This is a genomic window from Pantoea sp. USHLN298 (assembly GCF_037149395.1).
Taxonomy (GTDB): domain Bacteria; phylum Pseudomonadota; class Gammaproteobacteria; order Enterobacterales; family Enterobacteriaceae; genus Pantoea; species Pantoea astica.
Genome location: NZ_JBBCRO010000001.1, coordinates 499,964 through 525,415, shown reverse-complemented (window position 1 = coordinate 525,415; position 25,452 = coordinate 499,964). Strand labels below are relative to the sequence as shown.

Below are 25,452 nucleotides of genomic sequence, written 5' to 3'. Positions count from 1 at the left end.
GCCGTTTGCAGCTATCGTTAACAAAATTGCCGAAGCCTTGTCTTTGCCGCCGGATATTCCCTACAATCGCAGGCTATGTCAGCCGAATGAAACTGAGGAACGCATGAGTACGGCCAAACACAGTAAGTTACTCATTCTGGGCTCCGGTCCAGCGGGTTATACCGCAGCCGTTTATGCTGCACGCGCCAACCTGAATCCGGTATTGATCACCGGGCTGGAAAAAGGCGGACAGCTGACCACCACCACTGAGGTGGAGAACTGGCCGGGCGACCCGCACGATCTGACAGGTCCATCGCTGATGGAGCGCATGCATGAGCACGCCGAAAAATTTAATACCGAAATTATTTTCGACCACATTCACACCGTCGACCTGCAGAATCGCCCGTTCCGTCTCACTGGCGACAGTGGCGAATACACTGCCGATGCGCTGATCATCGCAACCGGTGCCTCTGCCCGCTACCTGGGCCTGCCGTCAGAAGAGGCGTTTAAAGGTAAAGGCGTTTCCGCCTGTGCCACCTGTGACGGTTTCTTCTACCGCAATCAGAAAGTGGCGGTCATTGGTGGCGGTAACACTGCGGTTGAAGAGGCACTTTATCTCGCAAACATCGCGGCTGAAGTGCATCTGATTCACCGTCGTGACAGTTTCCGGGCAGAAAAGATCCTGATTGATCGTCTGATGGAAAAAGTGCGCAACGGCAATATCGTGTTGCACACCCACCGCACGCTGGAAGAAGTGGTGGGCGATCAGATGGGCGTTACCGGTCTGACCCTGCGCTCAACCCAGAATGACGCTGAAACAGAAGCGCTGGAGGTGGCAGGTCTGTTCGTGGCGATCGGACACAGTCCGAATACCGCGATTTTCGACGGTCAGCTCGAACTGGAAAATGGTTACATCAAAGTCCAGTCGGGCCTGCACGGCAATGCGACCCAGACCAGCATTCCAGGCGTCTTTGCCGCGGGTGACGTGATGGATCATATCTATCGCCAGGCCATTACCTCTGCGGGTACCGGCTGTATGGCGGCGTTAGATGCTGAACGTTTTCTTGACGGACTGGTTAAAAACGATAAGTAAGTTGTTAACCCTCTGATCTCAAATGTTCCGGGCGACTGTTTTTCAGTCGCCTTTTTTATGGCCCGCATGCTAGATTCTTGCGCCTGAACGGGATGAAAATGCCCTGTCATTTTTCATCGCTCATCGGCTCAAATCATGGTTTAGCATGGACAAAACCCGGCAGCAGCATCTTACCCGCTGGCTTCGTCAGCAACGTCATTTCGCCGGTCGCTGGTTGCGACTGAGCACGCTGCTGGGCGTAATCAGCGCACTGCTGATCATTGCTCAGGCCGGACTGCTGGCCGCGCTGCTGCAGGCGCTGATTATTGAACAGCAACCGCGCGCGGCGCTGAGTGGCGAGATGCTGCTGTTACTGCTCTGCTTCGCCCTTCGCGCCCTGATCCACTATGCCCGCGAGCGAGTCGGTTATCGTGCCGGTCAGGCGATTCGTCAGGCGCTGCGTAAGCAGGTGTTAGACCGGTTGTCAGCGCTGGGTCCGGCCTGGATTCAGGGCAAGCCTGCCGGCAGCTGGGCCACCCTGCTGCTTGAGCAAATCGAAGAGATGCAGGACTATTATGCCCGCTATCTGCCGCAAATGACGCTGGCGGTGCTGATCCCCTGCTGCATCCTGTTAACCCTCTTTCCTCTCAACTGGGCAGCGGGTCTGATTCTGTTTGCTACCGCGCCGTTAATCCCGCTGTTTATGGCCCTGGTCGGGATGGGCGCAGCCGAAGCCAACCGCCGCAACTTTCTGGTACTGGCGCGCCTGAGCGGTAACTTTCTTGACCGTTTACGCGGCCGCGAAACGCTGCGGCTGTTTCACCGCGGTGCGGCAGAGCAGCAGGCCGTGGCGGCGGCCACCACCGATTTTCGTCAGCGCACCATGGAAGTGCTGCGTTTAGCCTTTCTCTCTTCAGCGGTACTGGAATTTTTCGCCTCGTTAGCGATTGCCGTGGTGGCCGTTTATTTTGGCTTCTCCTACCTCGGTGAACTGCACTTTGGCGACTACGGTCAGGGCGTCACCCTGTTTGCCGGTTTTCTGGTGCTGATCCTCGCGCCAGAATTTTTTCAGCCGCTGCGTGATTTAGGGGCGTTTTACCATGCTAAAGCGCAGGCCGTCGGCGGTGCCGATGCGCTTGAACAGTTTATGCAGGCTAACCCGACCCGCGGCCCGGAACAGGGTGAAACAGCGTTTACTGCCGATCGGCCGATTACGCTCGCCGCCATCGACCTGCAGGTCTGTGCACCAGATGGCCAGATACTGTGTGGCCCGCTGACCTTTAGCCTGGCAGCAGGTGAACGTGTTGCGCTGGTTGGCCAAAGCGGAGCCGGTAAAACCGCGCTGATGAACGTACTGCTGGGCTTCCTGCCCTATCAGGGTTCGCTGAAAGCGAACGGTGTTGAATTGCGCGAGATGCGCCGGGCTGACTGGCATCAGCAGCTCAGCTGGGTCGGACAAAATCCTCAGCTACCGGCCGCTACGCTGCGCGACAATATAGTGATGAATGCAGAATGGGATGCCGGACGCTTTAGCGCCGTGCTCGAGGCCTGCGGCGTCAACGAATTTCTGTCGCGACTGCCGCAGGGCATTGAAACTCAACCAGGCGATGGCGGCAATCAGCTGTCGGTTGGTCAGGCGCAGCGTATTGCGGTGGCGCGAGCGCTCTATAAACCCTCTCATTTGCTGCTGCTCGATGAACCTGCCGCCAGTCTGGATGCGCTCAGTGAACGTCACGTCATGCAGGCGCTGAATCAGGCTGCCACTCAGCAGACTACCCTGATGATTACGCATCAGCTGGATGCATTACGCGACTGGCAGACACTGTGGGTAATGGAGGCGGGCAAGCTGGTACAACAAGGTGACTGGCCGACGCTGTCGCAGCAGCCGGGTCCGTTCAGTGAAATGCTGAAGCACCGTCAACAGGAGATTAACTGATGTCCGCTTTGCGTCCGTTTCTTCGCCTCTGGCTGCGTCATCCTTTTCGCTTAGCGCTGGGAATTGTGCTGGCGATCCTCACTTTACTGGCCAGCATCGGCTTGCTAACGCTCTCCGGCTGGTTCCTCGCCGCTTCATCCGTGGCGGGTGTCGCCGGACTCTACACGTTCAACTATATGCTGCCCGCCGCAGGGGTGCGCGGCGCAGCCATCATCCGCACCGCCGCCCGCTATGCTGAGCGACTGGTCAGTCACGACGCGACTTTTCGGGTGCTACAGCATCTGCGGGTGCATACCTTCAGCCGCCTGATTGCGTTGTCACCGGGACAGCTATCGCGCTTTCGCCATGCCGATCTGCTCAACCGTTTTGTTGCCGACGTCGATACGCTCGATCATCTTTATCTGCGGGTTATTTCCCCGCTGGCGGGCGCGCTGGTGGTGACGATAGTGGTCACCGTGGGTCTGAGTTTTATCGATCTCCAGCTGGCATTGACGCTGGGCGCAATCATGCTCGCCACGCTGATCATCCTGCCACCCCTGTTTTATCGACTGGGCTCGCCTGCTGGTGTGGCGATTGCCGATGGCCGGGCCCGCTGGCGCTCACAACTGATGCACTGGCTGGCTGGTCAGGCGGAACTTACCCTGTATGGCGCCTCGCCGGCGTGGCGTAAACGGCTGGATGAAGAAGAACAACACTGGCTACGGGCGCAGGGCCAGCAGCTACGTTTACAGGCGGCGGCGCAGAGCCTGCTGCTGCTGATCAGCGGCCTGACAGTGACCTCGCTATTGTGGCTGAGTGCCGGCAGCATCAGCGAACAGCAGTTACCCGGCTCACTCATTGCGCTGGTGGTGTTTTGCGCGCTGGCGGCGTTTGAAGCGCTGGCCCCGGTTGCAGCTGCCTTTCTGCCGATGTCGCAGGTAATGGCCTCGGCCCAGCGGGTCAATGACATTATCGATCAGGCACCGGCGATCACATTCCCGACCCACGGCAGCGCCCGCCCCGGTAGCCTGGCGGTAGAGATCGACCAGCTCGATTTCAGCTATCCCGATCGTCCGGATAAAGTGCTGAACCAGCTTTCGCTGCAGGTTAATGCGGGCGAGCGCATTGCGCTGCTTGGTCCTACCGGCTGTGGAAAATCGACCTTGCTGGGGCTGCTGACCCGTGCCTGGGAGAGCCAGCAGGGCGCGATTATTCTCAACGATCTGCCGATCGCCGCCTGGCCGGAATCAGCCCTGCGCCAGCGCATCAGCGTAGTGACACAACGGGTGCACCTGTTCAGCCAGAGCCTGCGGGATAACTTACTGCTGGCCTGCCCAACTGCCGATGATGAGACATTACGCCAGGCGCTGATCGATACCGGTCTGCAGCGCCTGCTGGAAACGCCAGAGGCGTTAAATGCCTGGATGGGCGAAGGCGGTCGTCCGCTTTCTGGCGGCGAACTGCGACGTCTGGCGATTGCCCGGGCGGTGCTGCATAACGGCGATCTCTGGCTGCTGGATGAACCCACCGAAGGCCTGGACGCCACGACGGAACAGCAGATTCTTGTTCTGCTGCAGCGGCTTACGGCAGGCAAAACGGTGATTATGGTGACCCATCGCCTGAGCGGACTGGAGCAGATGGACCGCATCTGCGTGATGGATAATGGCGTCATTGTCGAACAGGGAAGCCATGCCGAATTAATCTCAAAAGCGGGCCGCTACTGGCGTTTCCGGCAGCGGATTGCGCTATAGTCTTAGCGACATGCTGATGAGTAGAACAACGCGATGAGACTGGTACAACTGTCACGGGAATCCCTGCAATTTCCGCCTGCGGAGATGGCGCTGCGCGAGCCGAATGGCCTGCTGGCGATGGGTGGCGATCTCTCCCCTGCCCGCTTACTTAACGCCTATCAGCACGGCATATTCCCCTGGTTTTCTCCCGGCGATCCCATCCTCTGGTGGTCACCCGATCCGCGCGCGGTATTGTTACCGGAGCATTTTCATCTGAGTCGCAGTATGAAGCGCTTTCATCAGCGCTCGCCCTATCGCGTCACGATGAACGAAGCGTTTAGCGACGTGATTGACGGCTGTGCCACTGGTCGTGAAGAAGGCACCTGGATTACCTTTGAGGTAAAGCGGGCCTGGCTGCGGCTGTATGAATCGGGTCATGCGCACTCGATAGAGGTCTGGGACGAGCAGAAACTGGTGGGGGGAATGTATGGTCTGGCGCTGGGACAGATCTTTTGCGGCGAGTCGATGTTCAGTCGTCAGGAGAATGCCTCAAAAACCGCACTTTTGGTTTTCTGCCAGCACTTTATCAGACATCAGGGGCGTCTGGTGGATTGTCAGGTACTTAACCCCCATACTGCCTCGCTGGGGGCGCGGGAAATCCCGCGCGCTGACTATCTGCAATATGTACAAAGCCTTGCGTGGCAACCGGTCAGCGACGGATGCTGGCGGACACAAACGCTTTTTTAACCGCGCGCAGATGTTTTGCACACATAAAGGCGTATAAGTGATATAATAATCGAGTTTGGTATGTCGTCCGCGCTTGGTTATCATGAGCCGGAATTGCCAGGCTGGGAATCTCAACGCACTCTCGGAACTGTTTCAATCGTGCGCGTGTAACCGGTTGATACAGATTCTTAGCCCGCTAATCCCCCGCAGACGTCACATAAACACCCGAATTTTACCGTAATGCTCGCGTATCACGCGAAGCACGGCAAAGCGTTGGCAAAATCGCCGACGGTTCTTTACATAAATCGTTGAATTGGGCATTATCTTGCCGGTTCAACTGAAAGGTAGTACACCCAGAGGATTCGATGGCCAAAGAAGACAATATTGAAATGCAAGGTACCGTACTGGATACGTTACCTAACACCATGTTCCGCGTAGAACTTGAGAACGGACACGTGGTTACCGCTCATATCTCCGGTAAAATGCGCAAAAACTACATCCGCATCCTGACGGGCGACAAAGTCACAGTCGAGCTGACCCCGTACGACCTGAGCAAAGGCCGCATTGTCTTCCGTAGTCGCTAAGCTGCGATAGTCTCGCGGCATCAGAAATGCAGCGAAAAAAAGGCCGGATTTTAGTCCGGCCTTTTTCATATCTGGCATCCGTCAATTAATGCACGGTGCCTTCGGTTTTACGTTTCTCTGCACTCAGGAAGTGATAGGTCAGCTGACCTTTCTCACGATCCAGCGCTACCGAGACTGAACCACCATCCACCAGCGAACCAAACAGCAATTCATTGGCTAACGGTTTCTTCAGGCTTTCCTGCACGGTGCGTGCCATCGGACGGGCACCCATCGCTTTGTCATAGCCCTTCTCAGCCAGCCAGTCACGCGCTTCATCACTGACTTCCAGCGACACGCCTTTCGCATCCAGCTGCGCCTGCAACTCGACAATAAATTTGTCGACCACCTGATGAATCACCTCTGGTGACAGGTGACTGAACCAGATGATGTTGTCCAGACGGTTGCGGAACTCTGGCGTAAAGATCTTTTTGATCTCTTCCATCGCGTCGGTGCTGTTGTCCTGATGAATCAGGCCGATAGATTTACGTTCGGTTTCACGTACCCCGGCGTTGGTGGTCATCACCAGCACCACGTTACGGAAGTCCGCTTTGCGACCGTTGTTATCGGTCAGCATACCGTTATCCATCACCTGCAGCAGCAGGTTGAACACGTCAGGATGCGCTTTCTCAATCTCATCCAGCAGTACTACCGCATGGGGATGTTTAATCACCGCATCGGTCAGCAGGCCGCCCTGATCAAAGCCAACATAACCCGGAGGCGCACCAATCAGACGACTGACGGTGTGACGCTCCATGTACTCGGACATATCAAAGCGCAGCAGTTCAATACCCAGCGCTTTTGCCAGCTGCACGGTGACTTCAGTCTTACCGACGCCCGTCGGTCCGGCGAACAGGAACGATCCCACCGGCTTACGATCCTGACCCAATCCTGCCCGGCTCATTTTGATCGCTTCAGTCAACGCCTCAATGGCGTTGTCCTGACCAAACACCAGCATTTTCAGGCGGTCGCCCAGATTTTTCAGCGTATCGCGATCGGTGGCCGAGACGCTTTGCTCCGGAATGCGGGCAATACGCGCAACCACGGTTTCAATGTCAGCCACGTTAACGGTTTTCTTGCGTTTACTGGCTGGCATCAGGCGCGCACGCGCACCGGCTTCATCGATCACGTCAATCGCTTTATCCGGCAGATGACGGTCGTTGATATATTTCACCGCCAGTTCCACCGCCGCACGCACCGCTTTCGCGGTATAACGCACATCGTGGTGCGCTTCGTACTTGGTTTTCAGGCCATTCAGGATCTGCACGGTTTCATCAACAGAAGGCTCCGTGATATCGATCTTCTGGAAGCGACGCGCCAGAGCACGGTCTTTTTCGAAGATGTTGCTGAATTCCTGATAGGTGGTGGAACCCATTACCCGGATTTTCCCGCTGGAAAGCAGCGGTTTAATCAGGTTAGCGGCATCAACCTGGCCACCTGAGGCCGCACCTGCACCGATGATGGTATGGATTTCATCGATAAACAGAATGCTGCTTTCATCCTGCTCAAGCTGTTTCAGCAGCGCTTTAAAACGTTTTTCAAAGTCACCGCGGTATTTGGTGCCAGCTAACAGCGAACCAATATCCAGCGAGTAGATGGTGCAGTCTTTCATGACTTCCGGTACGTCGCCCTGCTCGATACGCCAGGCGAGTCCTTCCGCAATCGCCGTTTTCCCGACGCCCGATTCACCCACCAGCAGCGGGTTGTTTTTACGGCGACGGCACAGCACCTGGATGGTACGCTCCAGCTCTTTATCGCGACCGATCAGCGGATCGATGCCACCGACGCGAGCAAGCTGATTAAGATTGGTGGTGAAGTTTTCCATACGTTCCTCCCCGCCTGCTTGCTCTTCGTTAACCGGATTTTCTGCGCCAGGCGCCTGGCCAGGCTCATCTTTGCGCGTACCGTGAGAAATGAAGTTCACCACATCAAGACGGCTGACTTCATGCTTACGCAACAGATAAGCGGCTTGCGACTCCTGTTCGCTGAAGATAGCGACCAGCACGTTCGCACCGGAAACTTCGCTGCGACCGGATGACTGGACATGGAAAACCGCACGCTGCAATACGCGCTGGAAGCTGAGCGTCGGTTGTGTATCGCGCTCCTCCTCACTGGCAGGTAGAACGGGTGTGGTTTGTTCGATGAAGGCTTCGAGTTCCTGCCGCAGAGCCACTATATCCACCGTACAGGCTTCCAGTGCCTCTCTGGCCGACGGGTTACTGAGCAACGCCAGTAACAGATGCTCGACGGTCATAAACTCATGACGGTGCTCACGCGCTCTGGCGAAAGCCATATTTAAACTGAGTTCCAGTTCTTGATTGAGCATTAGGCACCTCCCCCAATTATCGCTCTGACCTGTTTCCTATATGGAGACGCGATCAGGCTTTTTCCAGCGTACACAGCAACGGATGATGATTTTCCCGCGCATAATTGTTCACCTGGGCCGCTTTGGTCTCGGCGACTTCTGCAGTAAATACACCACAGATCGCCTTGCCGTGGTAGTGAACTTTCAACATCAGCTGCGTTGCACGTTCAACATCATAAGAAAAGAACTTTTGTACAACGTCAATAACAAATTCCATAGGTGTATAATCGTCATTATTCAGAATGACTTTATACATTGAAGGCGGCTTTAACCCTTCGCGTACTTTGTCTTCGGCCAGATGTTCAAAGTTAAGCCAGTCGTTTGTGTTTGCCATAGTGTTCCGTTGAGATTTCGACCATCGCATTTAAGCGGCTACATGTTGAGAGTTTAACATGCCTGTCAAGCGCCTGGCCGCTGATGAAAATTTATTCGGAAAATCCCACCCGCGACCTGTATCACAAAATTCGCAATAGCGTTAACTGCCTCAAATTTTGATGATTTTTTCCCCATCCAGCCTGGGGGTTTGCTTGACGCCAGCCGCCATTTCTCTACATTCTACTTGCACAAGCTGATTGAGTTTTAATCAAACTCGACTCACAGCTTCAATGACCTCACCTACTTATAAAATGTCTTGCGAGGGAAGTAAAAGCATGGAGACGGGTACAGTTAAATGGTTCAATAACGCCAAAGGCTTTGGCTTTATCTGTCCAGTCGGGGGTGGCGAAGATATCTTTGCACACTACTCAACGATTCAGATGGAGGGTTACAGAACGCTGAAAGCTGGCCAGCAGGTTCAGTTTGATGTCCACGAAGGTCCGAAGGGCAATCATGCCAGTCTGATTGTACCGGTAGAGATGCCGGCAGAAGTACAGGCCGTTGCCTGACACCTTCATCCCCATTCTGAATACTCCCCTAAAAATGCCAGCCAACGACGCTGGCATTTTTCTTGTGGCGACGCGTTAGTCTGCTTTGCCCTGTGCCAGCCCGATGACCTGAGCGAACATTTCGCGCATCAACGCCGGGATGGCATCCGGACCGCGTTCAGCCGCAGCGTTCGCCACCGCGATCGCCAGTTCAGGCTTCGAGGTCTGGTGAATCGCCTGAGTAATAATACGCCTGGCACTCATCTTCACGTTTAACGGCAGGTGCGCTGTCTCCAGATAAACCTCACGAAATCCCTGCTGAAAGAGAAAGTTTTCAATATCCCATGCGGGTAGCTGCGTCAGATGCTGCTGCTCGCTATCGTGCGGCTGCAGCTGGCTGCGGGCGGTAGCGGCATATTTGTTGCCCGCCTCGTCGCCGTCAGTCAGCACATGCCAGGCAATGCCCATCCGGCGGGCGAATTTCAGCAGTGGCTTGAGGCCGGACTGAGCAAATTCAATGACTTTTATCCCTTCGGCGGCAAAGCTGTAGCCACACTGCCGGGCCAGCTCATTGATGATCCAGACTTCGGTTTCCCCTTCCACCAGCAGCCAGCAACGGGCAAACAGCGCGGCAGGCCGGTTGACGCGAATATGAAAACCGATGCGCCGGCTCTCTTCCGCACTCAATCCTTCCGGCCCGATGCGCCACGCCGCCACCCGTGACGGTTCACGGACCAGCCGGCAGACATTCTCCACCGGCACCTGCGACAGCAGTTCTGCCGAATTGGTGGTGGCGATTTTTTGCAGTGGCAGCAATGACAGCAGGTTCCACGCCACCGACAGCATAATCGGATGCAAACGGGTTTCCGGATCTTCAATCAATAACAGCGGACGCGCATCCGGTGCCAGCGGCAGATCGCCGCGCGCCTGGATCAGCAGCGTGAACATCTGCAGCAGGATCAGTTGCCGGCTGCGCGAGTCATTGCCGGCAATCAGCTGATTAAGCTGGTCCAGTGCCCGCCATCCCTGATCGCCATCCCGCACCTGCGGATCAACCCGTCGGGCTACCGCCGATGCAGCGGGCTGCTGCACCAGAAAATAGTGCTCCATCAGCTGTTGCAGGGTTTTCAGTCCCTGCCGCAGCACCTCATCACTCAGTTGCTGCGGATGCCGCTCAAGATCGCGCGCCAGATCTTCCATGCCAGCCAGCAGTTGCGGATGCAGAGCCGGGTCGGCTGCCTCGCGCGGCCGCTCATGGCGGGAACGTGAACTGAAGCGCGCATCGCGCAGCCGCAACACCGGATGACGGCGCAGCAGCAGCGCAATGGCCGCCGCGCCGTTTTCCTGTGGCAACAGCTGCAGCTGGCGGTCAACCAGGCGCCGGCTGGCGCTGATGCCCTCCGCACGCCAGGTCGCGCGCACGCTGTAAAAGATCCAGCGCGCACCTTGCGGATCACGCTGCCAGAAGGGCTCCAGCAGCGCATCATGATTGTTGCCGTCATCACGAAAGTGAAACACCACCGAGAGACGACGTTTCGAATCCGTGACGTCGCCCGGGGTGAAATGGAAGTCGCCCGGGGTAAACACATACTCCTCATGATGGGGTGATAACAGTAAACTCAGCGCATCAAGCAGGCTGGATTTGCCCCAGGCGTTCTCACCAATCAGCAGATTGGTCTGGGTTAAAGGCAGTGAAAGCTGATTGATGCCGCGAAAACCGCGAATGTCGATATGTTCCAGAATCATAGGGTGCCATCCTCTTATTAAACGAAGCATGGTTGGCGGAGACGGGCCGGTCAAGTCGGTCGGCATCAGGGGTTTACTCCATTGCACTTTTTGGTTAGCGTGTCGCCACTTTCCTCATGGATGACCTTATTCGTTATGTACTCCGGACTGCTGATTATTCTGCTGCCCCTGATTGCGGGCTGGCTGCTCCCTTTTCGTCAAACCTCCTTTTTGCGTCAGGTCAATCGGCTGTTAGGCTGGATGGTCTACGTGATTCTGTTCTTTATGGGCATCAGCCTGGCGTTCCTCGATAACCTCAGCAGCAATCTGGTGACCGTATTTCACACCGCGCTGGTCACCGCACTTTGCATTCTGTTATGCAACCTGCTGGCGCTGCGCTGGCTGGAAAAACGTGTGCCATGGCAGCATGCCCATAAGCAGGAAAAACTGCCGTCGCGGCTGCACATGGCGCTGGATTCGCTGAAGTTATGCGGTGTGGTGGTGATCGGGTTTGTGCTTGGCCTGACGCAGTGGCCGCTGCTGCATCATGCGGCCACCGCCAGCGAATATGCGCTGATCTTCCTGCTGTTTCTGGTAGGGATTCAGCTACGCGGCAGCGGGATGACGCTACGCCAGATCATCCTCAACCGGCGCGGAATGCTGGTGGCTAGCGTAGTGCTGGTCAGCGCGCTGATCGGCGGCCTGATTGCGGCGCTGGCATTGGGATTACCGCTGAAAACCGGTCTGGCGTTAGCCAGCGGTTTTGGCTGGTACTCTCTCTCCGGTATTCTGATCACTGAAGCGTTTGGGCCGGTGATCGGCAGCGCCGCCTTCTTCAACGATCTGCTGCGCGAGCTGGTGGCGATCATGCTGATCCCGGCGCTGATCGGCCGCCATCGTTCCAGCGCCCTGGGCTTATGTGGTGCCACCTCGATGGACTTCACCCTGCCGGTGCTGCAGCGGGCGGGCGGCAATGAGATTGTGCCCGCCGCCATTGTGCACGGCTTCGTGATGAGTCTGCTGGCTCCGATTCTTATCGCCCTGTTCTCCGCCTGATCGAGGCGGGAAGCCGCCAGCGCATTTTTTCACGGCTGCTTTTCTGCCGCGTCGTCTACGCTTCTTTTTTGCGGTTTTGGTCGCGCCATCGTGGTGGCGCATCCACAAAGGAGAACAAGATGAAACAAACCGTGGCGGCGCTGGTCGCCAAAACGCTTGAAAACGCCGGGGTTAAAAGAATCTGGGGCGTTACCGGGGATTCATTAAACGGCCTGAGCGACAGCCTGAACCGCATGGGCACCATTGAATGGATGCCGACCCGTCACGAAGAAGTCGCGGCGTTTGCGGCGGGCGCGGAAGCACATATCAGCGGTGAGCTGGCGGTCTGCGCTGGTTCCTGCGGGCCAGGCAACTTACATCTGATCAACGGTTTGTTTGACTGTCACCGCAACCGCGTGCCGGTGCTGGCGATTGCGGCACATATCCCGTCGAGTGAGATCGGCAGCGGCTATTTCCAGGAGACCCATCCGCAGGAGCTGTTCCGCGAATGCAGTCACTATTGCGAGCTGGTCTCTAATCCGGAGCAGCTGCCCCAGGTGTTGGCTATCGCGATGCGCAAAGCGATCCTCAATCGCGGCGTCTCGGTGGTGGTACTGCCGGGCGATGTGGCACTCAAGCCTGCGCCTGAAAATGCCAATCCCGCCTGGTATCCGCCGCAGCTGCCACAGGTGCTGCCGCAGGCCGCCGAACTGGCCCAGCTGGCCCAGACCCTGAATGCAGCCAGCAACATTACCCTGCTGTGTGGCAGCGGCTGCGCTGGCGCGCATCCGGAGGTGGTGAAGCTGGCTGAAACACTGAAAGCGCCGATTGTCCATGCGCTGCGTGGCAAAGAGCATCTCGAATATGACAATCCCTACGATGTCGGCATGACCGGGCTGATCGGTTTCTCCTCCGGCTTTCACGCCATGATGAATGCCGAAACGCTGGTCCTGCTCGGCACTCAGTTTCCCTATCGCGCCTTCTATCCGGAAAAAGCCCGGATCATTCAGATTGATATCAATCCGGGCAGCCTCGGCTCGCACTGTCACGTCGATGAAGCCTATGTTGGCGACGTGAAAACCACCTTGCAGGCACTGCTGCCACAGCTCACCAGCAAAACCGATCGCAGCCATCTCGACAGCGCGCTGGAACACTATGTCGATGCGCGTAAAAGCCTCGATGATCTGGCGCAGCCCAACGATAAACAGCCGATTCATCCGCAATATCTGGCACAGCAGATCAGTCACTACGCCAGCGAAGATGCCATCTTTACCTGCGACGTCGGCACGCCCACCGTCTGGGCGGCGCGTTACCTGAAGATGAACGGCAAGCGTCGGCTGCTGGGATCGTTTAACCACGGCTCCATGGCGAACGCAATGCCGCAGGCGCTGGGCGCGCAGTCGATTGACCGCAATCGCCAGGTGGTGGCGCTGTGCGGCGACGGCGGATTCAGCATGCTGATGGGCGACTTTATCTCACTGGCGCAGTTGAAAATGCCGGTCAAGCTGGTGATCTTCAACAACAGCGTGCTGGGCTTTGTGGCGATGGAGATGAAAGCGGGCGGCTACCTCACTGACGGCACCGAGCTGGATAATCCCGATTTTGCCGCTATCGCCGAAGCGTGCGGGATCAAAGGCATCCGGGTTGAAAAAGCCTCGGCGCTGAACGGCGCGCTGGAGCAGGCGTTTGCCCATGAGGGTCCGGTGCTGGTCGATGTCATCACCGCCAAAGAAGAACTGGCGATGCCACCGCAGATCAAAATGGAGCAGGCCAAAGGCTTCAGCCTTTACATGTTGCGCGCCATTCTGAATGGTCGCGGCGATGAGGTGGTAGAACTGGCGAAAACCAACTGGCTGCGGTAAAACAACAGCATCACCCAGGCGGGCGCGATGCCCGCCTTTTTTTTGACTACCGCCACGTCCAGGAGCCCCCCGTTGATCGATTTACGCAGTGATACCGTGACCCGGCCCAGCGCCGCCATGTTAAGCGCCATGATGTCCGCCGAAACCGGTGATGATGTCTATCGTGATGATCCTACCGTCAATGCCCTGGAGGCAGAAGCGGCGCGCCTGAGCGGCAAAGCGGCGGCGCTGTTCTTCCCGACCGGCACCCAGGCCAATCTGGTGGCATTGCTGAGCCACTGCCAGCGCGGGGATGAATATATCGTTGGCCAGCAGGCGCATAACTACAAATATGAAGCGGGCGGCGCGGCGGTGCTGGGCAGTATCCAGCCGCAGCCGATTCTGGCCGCCGACGATGGCACCCTGCCGCTCGACGTGGTAGCCGCCGCGATCAAGCCTGACGATATCCACTTTGCCCGCACTCGCCTGTTGAGTCTGGAGAATACCCATCACGGTAAAGTATTGCCGTTAGGTTATCTGGAACAGGCGTGGAACTTCACCCGTGAGCACGCGCTGGCGCTGCATATTGATGGCGCACGCATCTTTAACGCCGTGGTCGCCCAGCAGACCACGCTGGAAGGCATTGCCCGCTATTGCGATAGCCTGACCATCTGCCTGTCAAAAGGGCTGGGAACGCCGGTCGGGTCACTGTTGTGTGGCGATGCGGCGCTGATTGAGCGCGCGCGCCGCTGGCGCAAAATGACCGGCGGCGGTATGCGCCAGGCCGGGATTCTGGCGGCGGCCGGACTCTATGCCCTGCAGCACAACGTGGCGCGTCTGCAACAGGACCACGACAATGCCGCCTGGCTTGGGCAGCAGCTGCATGAACTGGGCGTTGAGGTGATCGATCAGCAAACCAACATGCTGTTTGTCCAGCTCCCGGTCAACCAGGTTGAACCGTTAGCCGCCTGGATGAAGGCGCGTGGCGTGCTGATCAGCGCCGGTACCCGTACCCGACTGGTCACCCATCTGGATGCCGATCGCGCGGCACTCGAACAGGTTGTTAGCCACTGGAAAGCCTTTCTTCAGCAGTAAATCAGCCTGATTACTGCGCCGCGCCATATTTTTCCAGCAGCGCGGCCGCTATCGCGGCGGTTTCCGCATCGGCGTTGCCGCGATAGTCTGCCGGGCGGAAATGCATCTGAAACGCCGCGATCACCCTCTGCTGCTGGCGCGCCTCCATTACGTTGTCCACCTGGTAGCCGTAGCGCTGTAATCTCTCCACGATAAGCTCAACCGGCACCGCAGCCTGCGGGTCCTGACCGGCTAAGTGAAACGCCACGCGTCGGGCGTCGGGCCAGGCACCGATGCCGCGCTGCGCCAGCTGCTGCCAGGGAAACAGCGGACCGGGGTCCTGTTTGCGCTGCGGCGCAATATCGCTGTGACCGACGATGTTTTCCGGCGGGATAGCGTAGCGCTGGCTGATGTCACGCAACAGCGCCTCCAGCGTGGTGATTTGCGCTGCGGTGAACGGTTGCCACTGGCGGCCGGTCAGGGTACGGCGGTAACCGCGATTCACCAGTTCAATGCCAATCGAGGTATCGTTAATGCGGCTGGCACCGCGCCAGAAGCTCGGTCCGGCATGCCAGGCGAGCTGCTGTTCCGGCACCAGTTGCCAGACAACGCCTTTGCCGCCGCGCTGTGGCGGCTGACGCGGGATCAGATAATGGGCGCTGACCTGTTGATCGGTCAGGGTGGCGAGCGAAGAGGGAAAATCTTCGGCGGTATAGTGGATCACAATCACCTTGACCCGTGGCCGGGCTCCCTGCGCGGGATGTCGCAGGTCGGCCCAGTAGCCGGAACGGGATTCCACCCCGGACTGACAGCCGACCAGCAGCAGCGCCGCTAACAGCAACAGCAGGCGTTTCAACGCACCATCACCGCCGTACCGCTGATGCTCACCATCAGCATGCTGCTATCTTTACCAACCGTTTCGTAATCGATATCAATGCCGACCACCGCGTTGGCGCCCAGCGCTTTGGCCTGCTCTTCCAGCTCTTTGAACGCAATCTCACGCGCCTTACGCAGCTCTTTTTCATAGGCGCCGGAGCGACCGCCGACGATATCGCGAATGCCCGCGAAAAAATCACGAAAGATATTGGCGCCGAGAATCGCTTCACCGGTCACCACACCGCAATATTCCGTAATGCTGTGGCCTTCCAGCGTGGGGGTTGTGGTAAATTTCATCGTCATCTCCTTGTTGAAAAACGGACTAAGGCTCTTTCGACTAAAAAGCACGGCTATACTCTATGCTAAAAAGGGCAACTTGCCAGAGAACTATAAGGAAATCGAGATGAGAAACAACGCGTTTGCGTTAATGATCCCAGCGGCCCTGCTGCTCAGCGCCTGTACCACCGTTGAGCCAGTGATTAAGGATAATGGCCCGCGTAGCGCGCCCTGTATTGAAGGTGGCCCGGATCAGGTAGCCCAGCAATTCTACGATCTGCGCGTTGAACAGCCGACTCAGGGTCTGCCCGACAGCACCACGCTGGCGAAATACCGCCCTTATCTGAGCGATGCGCTCTATCGCTCTTTGCAGGCCGCCAGCGGCAGCAATGCCGGTGCGCAGTGGCGCAATGGCGATCTCTTCTCCAGCCTGTCGCAGGGTCCGACCGCGGCCAGCGTAGCGGACGCTTCCACCATTCCTAATCGTGATGCGCGTAACATTCCGCTGCGGGTTGAGCTGAGTCGTGACGGCAAGCAGTGGCAGGATGAAGTGCTGATGATCCACCAGGGCAGTTGCTGGGTTGTCGATGATGTGCGCTACATGGCTAACCCGGCGCATGCCGAGGGTGGCAGTCTGAGTCAGATGCTTGAAAAATCGAAAAAATAATCACCCGATGGTGGCGTGATAAAAAAGCGCGAGGCGTCAATGCCCGCGCTTTTTTTGTTTCTGCTGGCGCGCGTGGCGTCGTCTCTCTCTGCCGGACAGCACACGATATTGTGCTAAGCTTTAGCGGTTTCACTGCTGTTTCATAAATTTTAACTCACCTCAATTGCATAACTATTCTGGTGACGTTAAAATCCGCGACACTAATAGCTATTCAAATCTGGCGCATGAGTATTCAACTAAACGCAATAAACTGCTTCTACGGTGCTCATCAGGCGCTGTTCGATATCAACCTTGAGTGTCCGCAAGGCGAAACGCTGGTGTTGCTGGGTCCCAGCGGCGCCGGTAAGAGTTCGTTGCTGCGGGTACTGAATTTACTGGAGCAACCCCGTTCGGGTCAGCTGCAGATTGCCGGTAATCAGTTCGACTTCAGCCAGAAACCGGCTGAAGCCGCGATCCGCGAGCTGCGTCAGAATGTCGGGATGGTCTTTCAGCAATATAATCTCTGGCCGCACCTCACCGTGCTGCAGAACCTGATGGAAGCGCCCTGCCGTGTACTCGGCCTCAGCAAGAGCGACGCACGCGCCCGGGCAGATAAGCTGCTCGATCGTCTGCGCCTGACGCCCTACAGCGACCGCTTTCCACTGCATCTCTCCGGCGGTCAGCAGCAGCGTGTGGCGATTGCCCGCGCGCTGATGATGGAGCCACAGGTGCTGCTGTTTGATGAGCCGACCGCCGCGCTCGACCCGGAAATTACCGCACAGATCGTCACCATTATTCGCGAGCTGGCCCAGACCCGGATTACCCAGGTGATCGTGACCCATGAAGTGGAAGTGGCGCGTAAAACCGCCAGCCGCGTGGTCTACATGGAGAATGGTCATATCGTGGAACAGGGCGATGCCAGCCGCTTTACACAGCCGCAAACCGAGGCGTTTGCTCACTATCTTTCGCACTAAGTCAGGATGCTAACAATGAAAAAAGTCGTACTTGCTGCACTGCTTGCTGGTTTTAGCCTGAGCGCCACCGCGGCGCAGACCATTCGTTTCGCCACCGAAGCCTCTTATCCTCCGTTTGAGTTCGTCGATGCTGACAACAAAATTCAGGGCTTCGATGTCGATCTGGCCAATGCGCTGTGTAAAGAGATGGATGCAACCTGCACCTTTACCAACCAGGCGTTCGACAGCCTGATCCCCAGCCTGAAATTCCGTCGCTTTGATGCAGTGATGGCGGGCATGGATATCACCCCTGAGCGTGAAAAACAGGTGCTGTTCAGCAAACCTTATTACGACAACTCGGCGCTGTTCGTGGCGCAGAAAGGTAAAGTGGCCAGCGTTGAAGCGCTGAAAGGCAAGCGCGTCGGCGTGCAAAACGGCACCACTCACCAGAAATACCTGACCGAGAAGCACAGTGAAATCACCACCGTGCCATACGACAGCTATCAGAACGCGGTACTGGACCTGAAAAATGGCCGTATCGATGCGGTATTCGGTGACACCGCGGTGGTCAACGAGTGGCTGAAGCAGAACGCGACGCTGGCACCGGTGGGTGAGAAAGTGACCGATAAAGCCTACTTTGGTACCGGTCTGGGTATTGCGGTGCGTACCGGTAACACCGATCTGCAGACCCAATTCAACGGTGCGCTGGAGAAGATCAAAGCCGATGGCACCTACAAAACCATCTACAGCAAATGGTTCCCGCAGTAATTTCTGATGAATGAAATGATCCCACTCGCAAGCGCCGCCGGTATGACCGTCGGCCTTGCTGTTTGTGCGCTTATCGCTGGCCTGGTGCTGGCGATGATTTTCGCTGGCTGGGAGTCACTGCGCTGGAAACCGCTGGCGTGGATCGGCACCGGCCTGGTTACCCTGATCCGCGGTCTGCCGGAAATTCTGGTGGTGCTGTTTATCTATTTTGGTGCCTCTCAGCTGCTGCTGACCCTCTCTGATGGATTCACGCTCAATTTCGGTCTGTTTCAGTTGCCGGTGCAGGTTGAGATTGAAAACTTCGACGTCAGTCCGTTTCTCTGTGGTGTGATTGCGCTGGCGATGCTCTATGCCGCCTACGCCTCACAAACCCTGCGCGGGGCGCTGAAAGCGGTGCCGATCGGCCAGTGGGAATCGGGCCAGGCGCTGGGAATGAAAAAATCGGCGATATTTCTGCGTCTGATCATGCCGCAGATGTGGCGTCATGCCCTGCCGGGGCTTGGCAATCAGTGGCTGGTGTTGCTGAAAGATACCGCTCTGGTATCGCTGATCAGCGTCAACGACCTGATGCTGCAAACCAAAAGTATTGCGACCCGCACGCAGGAGCCGTTTACCTGGTTTCTGGTGGCGGCAGCCATCTACCTGGTGATCACCTTGTTCAGCCAGGCGATACTTCGCCGCATTGAGTTGCGTACGACCCGATTTGAACGGGGGAACAGCTGATGCTGGCGTATCTGCCCGAATTACTGAAAGGATTACACACCAGCCTGACGCTGACCGCGGCCTCGCTGGTGCTGGCACTGCTGCTGGCGCTGCTGTTTACCGTGGTGCTGGCGTTGAAAACGCCGGTTCTGAATCCGCTGGTGAAAGGCTTTATCACGCTGTTTACCGGCACCCCTCTGCTGGTGCAGATCTTCCTGATCTACTACGGTCCCGGCCAGTTTCCGGCGATCCAGCAGATCCCGTGGCTGTGGCACCTGCTGTCGCAACCCTGGCTGTGCGCCATGCTGGCGCTGTCGCTTAACAGCGCGGCTTACACCACCCAGCTGTTTTACGGCGCGGTGCGGGCTATTCCCTCTGGTCAGTGGCAATCCTGTGCCGCGCTCGGCATGAACCGCAAAGATACGCTGCGTATTCTGCTGCCTTATGCATTTAAGCGCGCCCTCTCCTCTTACTCCAATGAGGTGGTGCTGGTGTTTAAAGGCACCTCGCTGGCCTATACCATTACCCTGATGGAAGTAATGGGACACGGTCAGTTGCTCTACGGCCGTACCTATGACGTCACGGTGTATGCCGCCGCCGGGCTGGTTTACCTCTGCGTCAACGGCGTGCTGACGCTGATGATGCGGCTGATCGAAAAACGCGCGCTGGCCTTTGAGCAACGCAACTGATGGTCAGGCGGGATCGCCCGCCTGACCCGCCTGAAAACTCACAATGATTGCATAAAAATTCATTATCTGGCAGGGTAAGTCCCTCTCAGAGTCGTGAACAGGTTGTGATTACAGGAGTCGTATAATGAAAAAATGGATTGTTGCCGCCACGCTGGCTTCGCTGGCCCTCAGCGCCCAGGCCGCTGATAAAATTCGCTTCGCCGCTTCGGCGACCTATCCCCCGTTCGAATCGCTGAACCGTGAAAATCAGCTGGTCGGTTTCGATATCGATCTGGCGAAGGCGCTCTGCCAGCAGATGAAAGCGGACTGTACCTTTACCAACAACGCCTTCGACAGCCTGATCCCTTCGCTGAAGTTCCGCCGCTATGATGCGGTCATTTCCGGCATGGACATCACCGCCGAGCGCAGCAAGCAGGTCGATTTTACTCAGCCCTACTACGCCAACTCCGCTATCGTGATTGCCCGCAAAGGCCAGTTCAGTGATTTTGCTGCTCTGAAGGGCAAGCGTCTCGGCGTCGAGAACGGCACTACCCACCAGAAATACCTGCAGGAGAAACACCCTGAGGTGACGGTGGTAGCCTATGACAGCTATCAGAATGCGATTCTGGATATGAAGAATGGGCGTCTGGATGGGGTGTTTGGTGACAGCGCCGTGGTGAATCAGTGGCTGAAGACCAACAGCGATCTGGCGACCGTCGGCGAGCACGTCACCGATGCCGACTACTTCGGCACCGGCCTCGGCATTGCGGTGCGTAAAGGCAACACCGAATTACGCGATCGCTTTAATCATGCGCTGGCCGAACTGAAGGCCAGTGGCCGCTGGCAGCAGATTAACCAGCAGTGGTTCCCTGAATAAACCACAGACGCGGGCTCACTACCTGAGTCCGCAGCTTAGCGCGGCTGGCGGGTTAACAGCGCCAGCACTTCAAAATGGGCAGTGTGTGGAAACATATCAAACAGCTGCACTTTGCTCAGCTGATAGTCGCTCAGCCGGGCCACGTCTTGCGCCAGCGTCTGCGGATTGCAGCTGGAATAGAGCAGGTAATCGGGCGCCATCTGACTGAGATAGTCACACAGTTCAGCGCCAATGCCGCGACGCGGTGGATTCACCAGCACCAGCTGCGGTACCGCATCACGACCGGTAGCAAACGCGGTCGAATCCAGCGCGGCAAACTGCACCTTTTCCAGCCCCATCATCTGCGCTGAACGCTGAGCGCATTTAATCGCCTCGGCGCTGATTTCAATACCGGTCAGCTGCATCTCAGGGGTGGCGCAGTGCAGGCCAAATCCGCCCACGCCGCAAAACAGATCCCACATGCTGGTGACCGACAATTCCCGCACCCATTGACGTGCCGTGGCGTAGAGCGCGCTGGCGACCTGCGGATTGGTCTGGAAGAAACTCTGTGGACGGATCCACAGCGGTACGCCGTTAAAGTTTTCCGCCAGCGACTGCGCCGGCGTCAGCGCTATTTCCTGCTCCCCTTCCAGAATCGCCATGTGCACCGGCTGAATATTGGCTGAGATGACCATCAGCTGCGGCAACTGCTGTTGCAGTTCCGGCAGCGCCGCACGCAGCTGTTCCAGCTTAGTGGTGGAACGCAACACAAAGCGCAGCATCATGCCGCCCTGCTGACTCTCCGTGAGCAACAGGTACTTTAGCTCGCCCCGTTTGCGCGCCACGTTATAGGGCGTCAGACCGGCGCGGGCGATAAACGGCCGCAGCGCAGTAAATACCGGCTGAAAACTGGCTGGATAGAGCGGACAGTCGCACAGGTCGATCGCCTCGCCATCCCGCTGCACCATGCCGAATACCGGGCGTTCCACGCTGCCGCTGACTACCATTTTGGCTTTATTACGAAACGCCTGTTGCGGCGAGGTGATCGGTGGCAACCACTGCGCGACCGGCTGTTGAGCCAGCAGCTGTTCCAGCCAGGACTGTTTATCGGTCAGCTGTTGCGGATAGGGTTTTTCCAGCCACTGACAGGAGCGGCAACGGTTAGCGTCATAGAGCGCGCAATGCATGGGAAAGCCTGTATTAACGGTGGAGAGGTCGGGCGGAGCGCGATTGTATCATCGCTTGCTGAAAAATGCGCGACTGCTGAGCGGCACAAACAGCAGCAACAGCACCAGCAGATCAGGGAGCTTTTGCAGCAGGGTGTGGTGGACGATCTGGCGATTGTTGTCGCCATCAATGCTGAAGATCTCCGGGTAGATCCAGCCCATCGACGCCATCAGCATATAGCCCAGCACAATCACCTGCGTGGCGACATATCCCCAGCGCCCGCGGTTGCTGCCGCGCATCAGGGTGAAGGCGCAACGCAGTTCGAACAGGAAGATCAGCTGACTGGCGACAAAGATAAAGGTGGAGTCCCAGGCCTGGGCGCTGCGGTGGACAAAGTTGGCCAGCTCGCTGTAGCCAAGTTCATTGGCCAGCATCACTACGCTCAGGCAACGCGTGGCAATAATGGCAATGCCCGCCACGGTGACCGGCACCGGTGCCTCGGAGAGCGTGCTGCTGTTTTTAAAGATTTCTGACATAGTCCGTGACTCCAGCCGATCGAAAAACGGGCCGGTAAAAACCAGCCCGTTCTTATAGTGGCAAAGGTTACGGATTTCAGCCACGTTTAGCTTTCTGAATATCGCTTAAACGTTGTTTTTCTTCATGTGCCATCACCCGCCAGGCGATAAAACCGACTAAACCGACCACAAACAGGATCAGCGAGGCCAGCGCGTTGATCTCCGGATTGACGCCACGCCGCACAGTGGCAAAAATCGCCATCGGCAAGGTGGTGGCGCCAGGCCCGGTCACAAAGCTGGAAATCACCAGATCGTCGAGTGACAGCGTAAACGCCAGCAGCCAGCCGGTGACGATAGCCGGGGCGATCATCGGCACGGTAATCACGAAGAAGACCTTCAGCGGCGTTGCGCCCAGATCCATCGCCGCCTCTTCAATCGACCGGTCCAGTTCGCGCAGTCGCGAATTGATCACCACCGCGACATAGGCGGTACAGAAAGTGACGTGCGCCAGCCAGATGGTCAGCATTCCGCGCTCGCTCGGCCAGCCGAAGGCGTTCCCCATCGCCACAAACAGCAGCAGCAGCGACAGCCCGGTAATCACGTCAGGCATCACCAGCGGCGCGGTCAGCATAAACGCAAAGCCGTTATGGCCGCGGAAACGGCCAAAGCGCACGATGATGACGGCTGCCAGCGTCCCCAGCACCACCGCCATGGTAGCGGAGAGCGCGGCGATGCTCAGGCTCAGCATCACCGCATCGATCATCGCGCTATCCTGGAACAGCACCCGATACCAGTGGAAAGAGAAGCTGTCCCATACCGTTACCAGCTGTGAGCTGTTGAAGGAGTAAACCACCAGCAGCAACATCGGCGCATAGAGGAACAGGAAACAGCAGACCAGAATGCCGGTACGCCAGGGCGAGCGAATGGTTGGCAAGTTATTCATGCCTTCTCCCCCATCTCACGGTTTTGATGCTTATGGAACCAGATGATCGGCAGAATCAGGATCAGCAGGATAATCACCGCCAGCGCCGAGGCGACCGGCCAGTCACGGTTGTTAAAGAACTCCTGCCACAAAATACGGCCAATCATGATGCTGTCCGGGCCGCCGAGCAGTTCCGGGATGACGTATTCACCGACCGCCGGAATAAATACCAGCATCGAACCGGCAATAATGCCGCCTTTGGTCAGCGGGACAATCACGCTGAAAAAGGTCTTCAGCGGACGCGCGCCCAGATCCAGCGACGCTTCCACCAGCGAGTAGTCGATACGCGTCAGCGCGGTGTAGATCGGCAGCACCATAAACGGCAGATAGCAGTAAACGATGCCGATATAGACCGCGGTATTGGTATAGAGGATCACCAGCGGATGATCGATCACGCCCAGCCACAGCAGAAAGCGATTCAGAATGCCGTTGTTGTTCAGCAGCCCCATCCAGGCGTAGACCCGCACCAGAAACGAGGTCCAGGATGGCAGGATCACCAGCAGCAGCAAAATGGTGCGCATCGACGGCTTGCTGTGCGCCACCGCCCAGGCGAGCGGATAGCCAATCAGCAGACAGATTACCGTCGAGATCGCCGCCACCTTCAGCGACTGCAGATAAGCGTCGACATAGAGCGGATCGTCGGTCAGCGTCAGGTAGTTGCCGAAATTGAGCACAATACTAAACTGATCGTCTGCCCAGCTCACCAGCTCGGTGTAAGGAGGGATCGCTCGCGCAATGTCCGCGAAGCTGATCTTCAGCACCGTCAGAAACGGCAGCAGAAACAACAGCACCAGCCAGACATAAGGTAAGGCGATCACCAGCTTGCGGCCGTGCTGCATCTTAATCCGCGTGGCCCAGCGTTGCAGCGGCGTGCCGACCAGCCGGGCGGGCGCTTTGGCGCGTTGGAAAATCTGGCTCATAGCCGCTCCTTAAACCGTCAACACCACGCAGCTGTCGCTTTCCCAGCAGAGGCGGACTTCATCGCCCCAGGTCGGCAACCCTTTGCGGTAGCGATGCGCGTTTTGTAACTGTGCGCTGATCATCTGTCCGCTGTGCAGACGGACATGGAAAATCGACAGGTCACCGAGATAGGCGATGTGAACCACTTCACCGACGGCGAAGTTGCAGCCATCAGCCGGCACCTCATCGCACAGCATCACTTTTTCCGGTCGCAGCGCGACGTGAACCGGCACGTTATCCACCACCGAGACATCAGAGTCGACCTTCAGCGGGTGCACCAGACCGGGACTGTCGATCACCAGACCATCCGCCTGACGTTCACGCAGCAGCCCTTCGAAGACGTTCACCGAACCGATAAATTCGGCGCTGTAGCGGCTGGTCGGATGCTCATAGATCTCTTCCGGCTCGCCAATCTGTACAAACTTGCCGCGATTCATAATGGCGATGCGGCCCGCCATGGTCATCGCCTCTTCCTGATCGTGGGTCACCATCACGCAGGTGGCGCCGACACGCTCCAGGATATCCACCACTTCCAGCTGCATACGGTCACGCAGCTTCTTGTCCAGCGCGCCCATCGGCTCATCCAGCAGCAGCAGCTTAGGCCGTTTCGCCAGGCTCCGGGCCAGCGCCACACGCTGACGCTGACCGCCGGAAAGCTGATGTGGCTTACGCTTTGCAAATTCCTGCATGTGCACCAGCGCCAGCATTTCCGCCACCCGACTGGCGATTTCGCCCTTCGGCAACTTATCCTGCTTCAGGCCAAAGGCGATGTTTTGCTCCACCGTCATGTGCGGAAACAGCGCGTAAGACTGAAACATCATATTGATTGGGCGCTGATAAGGCGCCACGTGCGACAGATCCTGACCATCCAGCACGATCTGGCCGCTGGTTGGCGGTTCGAAACCGGCCAGCATCCGCAGCAGAGTGGATTTACCACAGCCCGACGCGCCCAGCAGGGCAAAAATCTCGCCTTTGTAAATGGTCAGACTGACATCATCCACAGCGTGCTGGCCGTCGAAGGATTTTGTCAGGTTGCGAATTTCCAGCAGCGGCGTTAACGCCTTTGCGGTCTTAGTTTGAGGACGGGGAATGGCATCGTTCACTAACGTATCTCTCCGGAGCCAGGCGGAACCTCGCG

The 25,452-nt window shown here is 57.4% G+C and carries 25 protein-coding genes; 15 read left to right on the top strand and 10 right to left on the bottom strand.

All coding sequences use genetic code 11. The features are described 5' to 3' along the window. Window positions 1-103 precede the first annotated feature (103 nt). The 5 genes from trxB (at window position 104) to infA (ending at window position 6,006) form a co-directional block, all read left to right on the top strand. Window positions 104-1,072: a thioredoxin-disulfide reductase gene (gene trxB / locus WFK59_RS02605; RefSeq protein WP_336754953.1), complete on the top strand. Its 969-nt coding sequence runs from the start codon at window positions 104-106 to the stop codon at window positions 1,070-1,072. Window positions 1,073-1,217: 145 nt separating this feature from the next. Beyond that, the gene (gene cydD, locus WFK59_RS02600) at window positions 1,218-2,987 is read left to right on the top strand and encodes a heme ABC transporter permease/ATP-binding protein CydD (RefSeq protein WP_336754952.1); all 1,770 of its coding nucleotides are present in this window, start codon (window positions 1,218-1,220) and stop codon (window positions 2,985-2,987) included. Further along, complete coding sequence (cydC, locus tag WFK59_RS02595) at window positions 2,987-4,717, top strand: heme ABC transporter ATP-binding protein/permease CydC (protein WP_336754951.1); 1,731 nt, start codon at window positions 2,987-2,989, stop codon at window positions 4,715-4,717. Before cydD ends, cydC begins: the two co-directional genes overlap by 1 nt. 33 nt (window positions 4,718-4,750) lie before the next feature. Beyond that, the gene (gene aat / locus WFK59_RS02590; RefSeq protein WP_233984744.1) at window positions 4,751-5,443 is read left to right on the top strand and encodes a leucyl/phenylalanyl-tRNA--protein transferase; all 693 of its coding nucleotides are present in this window, start codon (window positions 4,751-4,753) and stop codon (window positions 5,441-5,443) included. A 344-nt stretch (window positions 5,444-5,787) separates the two neighbouring features. Beyond that, window positions 5,788-6,006, top strand: a complete 219-nt coding sequence (gene infA, locus WFK59_RS02585) for a translation initiation factor IF-1 (protein ID WP_002211347.1) — start codon at window positions 5,788-5,790, stop codon at window positions 6,004-6,006. 85 nt (window positions 6,007-6,091) lie between these two features. Here the strand turns inward: infA and clpA are convergent, their stop codons facing one another. Further along, window positions 6,092-8,368: an ATP-dependent Clp protease ATP-binding subunit ClpA gene (gene clpA / locus WFK59_RS02580; RefSeq protein ID WP_233984745.1), complete on the bottom strand. Its 2,277-nt coding sequence runs from the start codon at window positions 8,366-8,368 to the stop codon at window positions 6,092-6,094. Between the two features lie 52 nt (window positions 8,369-8,420). After that, a complete protein-coding gene (clpS, locus tag WFK59_RS02575) occupies window positions 8,421-8,741 on the bottom strand; it encodes an ATP-dependent Clp protease adapter ClpS (protein WP_003849318.1) in 321 nt (106 codons plus the stop codon). Window positions 8,742-9,057: 316 nt separating this feature from the next. On the opposite strand from clpS, the gene cspD reads away from it, so the two are divergent. After that, a complete protein-coding gene (gene cspD, locus WFK59_RS02570; protein WP_233984746.1) occupies window positions 9,058-9,291 on the top strand; it encodes a cold shock-like protein CspD in 234 nt (77 codons plus the stop codon). A gap of 75 nt (window positions 9,292-9,366) precedes the next feature. On the opposite strand, the gene WFK59_RS02565 is transcribed toward cspD, so the two are convergent. Beyond that, entirely contained in the window at window positions 9,367-11,016 is a 1,650-nt protein-coding gene (locus tag WFK59_RS02565) for an ATP-dependent endonuclease (protein WP_336754950.1), read from the bottom strand. 135 nt (window positions 11,017-11,151) lie between these two features. Here WFK59_RS02565 and WFK59_RS02560 point away from each other — a divergent pair, with 135 nt between their 5' ends. The 3 genes from WFK59_RS02560 (at window position 11,152) to ltaE (ending at window position 14,966) form a co-directional block, all read left to right on the top strand. Continuing rightward, entirely contained in the window at window positions 11,152-12,051 is a 900-nt protein-coding gene (locus WFK59_RS02560; RefSeq protein ID WP_233984748.1) for a lysine exporter LysO family protein, read from the top strand. Between the two features lie 119 nt (window positions 12,052-12,170). Then, complete coding sequence (poxB, locus tag WFK59_RS02555; RefSeq protein WP_233984749.1) at window positions 12,171-13,892, top strand: ubiquinone-dependent pyruvate dehydrogenase; 1,722 nt, start codon at window positions 12,171-12,173, stop codon at window positions 13,890-13,892. 72 nt (window positions 13,893-13,964) lie between these two features. After that, window positions 13,965-14,966: a low-specificity L-threonine aldolase gene (ltaE, locus tag WFK59_RS02550; RefSeq protein WP_336754949.1), complete on the top strand. Its 1,002-nt coding sequence runs from the start codon at window positions 13,965-13,967 to the stop codon at window positions 14,964-14,966. A gap of 10 nt (window positions 14,967-14,976) precedes the next feature. Here ltaE and WFK59_RS02545 read toward each other — a convergent pair whose 3' ends face one another. After that, entirely contained in the window at window positions 14,977-15,801 is an 825-nt protein-coding gene (locus tag WFK59_RS02545) for an N-acetylmuramoyl-L-alanine amidase (protein ID WP_233984751.1), read from the bottom strand. Then, window positions 15,798-16,118, bottom strand: a complete 321-nt coding sequence (locus WFK59_RS02540) for a heavy metal-binding domain-containing protein (protein ID WP_233984752.1) — start codon at window positions 16,116-16,118, stop codon at window positions 15,798-15,800. Before WFK59_RS02540 ends, WFK59_RS02545 begins: the two co-directional genes overlap by 4 nt. Before the next feature lie 106 nt (window positions 16,119-16,224). On the opposite strand from WFK59_RS02540, the gene WFK59_RS02535 reads away from it, so the two are divergent. The 6 genes from WFK59_RS02535 (at window position 16,225) to WFK59_RS02510 (ending at window position 20,711) form a co-directional block, all read left to right on the top strand. Beyond that, window positions 16,225-16,764 (top strand): lipoprotein, encoded by a 540-nt coding sequence (locus tag WFK59_RS02535; protein ID WP_233984753.1) that lies wholly within the window; start codon window positions 16,225-16,227, stop codon window positions 16,762-16,764. A gap of 224 nt (window positions 16,765-16,988) precedes the next feature. Continuing rightward, on the top strand, window positions 16,989-17,717 hold the full coding sequence (artP, locus tag WFK59_RS02530) for an arginine ABC transporter ATP-binding protein ArtP (RefSeq protein WP_233984754.1): 729 nt from the start codon (window positions 16,989-16,991) through the stop codon (window positions 17,715-17,717). A 15-nt stretch (window positions 17,718-17,732) separates the two neighbouring features. Then, the gene (gene artJ, locus WFK59_RS02525; protein WP_336754948.1) at window positions 17,733-18,464 is read left to right on the top strand and encodes an arginine ABC transporter substrate-binding protein; all 732 of its coding nucleotides are present in this window, start codon (window positions 17,733-17,735) and stop codon (window positions 18,462-18,464) included. A 6-nt stretch (window positions 18,465-18,470) separates the two neighbouring features. Continuing rightward, window positions 18,471-19,187: an arginine ABC transporter permease ArtQ gene (gene artQ / locus WFK59_RS02520; protein WP_233984756.1), complete on the top strand. Its 717-nt coding sequence runs from the start codon at window positions 18,471-18,473 to the stop codon at window positions 19,185-19,187. Further along, a complete protein-coding gene (gene artM, locus WFK59_RS02515) occupies window positions 19,187-19,855 on the top strand; it encodes an arginine ABC transporter permease ArtM (RefSeq protein ID WP_233984757.1) in 669 nt (222 codons plus the stop codon). Before artQ ends, artM begins: the two co-directional genes overlap by 1 nt. Before the next feature lie 124 nt (window positions 19,856-19,979). Continuing rightward, window positions 19,980-20,711, top strand: coding sequence for an arginine ABC transporter substrate-binding protein (locus WFK59_RS02510; protein WP_233984758.1), 732 nt, complete (start codon window positions 19,980-19,982; stop codon window positions 20,709-20,711). A 35-nt stretch (window positions 20,712-20,746) separates the two neighbouring features. Here WFK59_RS02510 and rlmC read toward each other — a convergent pair whose 3' ends face one another. From rlmC to potG, 5 genes are all read right to left on the bottom strand, one after another. Then, a complete protein-coding gene (rlmC, locus tag WFK59_RS02505) occupies window positions 20,747-21,877 on the bottom strand; it encodes a 23S rRNA (uracil(747)-C(5))-methyltransferase RlmC (RefSeq protein WP_336754947.1) in 1,131 nt (376 codons plus the stop codon). A 48-nt stretch (window positions 21,878-21,925) separates the two neighbouring features. Next, window positions 21,926-22,393: a YbjO family protein gene (locus WFK59_RS02500; protein WP_233988203.1), complete on the bottom strand. Its 468-nt coding sequence runs from the start codon at window positions 22,391-22,393 to the stop codon at window positions 21,926-21,928. 76 nt (window positions 22,394-22,469) lie between these two features. Further along, window positions 22,470-23,315 (bottom strand): putrescine ABC transporter permease PotI, encoded by an 846-nt coding sequence (gene potI / locus WFK59_RS02495; protein WP_031376999.1) that lies wholly within the window; start codon window positions 23,313-23,315, stop codon window positions 22,470-22,472. Then, on the bottom strand, window positions 23,312-24,274 hold the full coding sequence (gene potH, locus WFK59_RS02490; RefSeq protein WP_010254421.1) for a putrescine ABC transporter permease PotH: 963 nt from the start codon (window positions 24,272-24,274) through the stop codon (window positions 23,312-23,314). Before potH ends, potI begins: the two co-directional genes overlap by 4 nt. Window positions 24,275-24,283: 9 nt before the next feature. Further along, window positions 24,284-25,417: a putrescine ABC transporter ATP-binding subunit PotG gene (gene potG / locus WFK59_RS02485; protein ID WP_094119332.1), complete on the bottom strand. Its 1,134-nt coding sequence runs from the start codon at window positions 25,415-25,417 to the stop codon at window positions 24,284-24,286. Window positions 25,418-25,452: the final 35 nt, after the last annotated feature.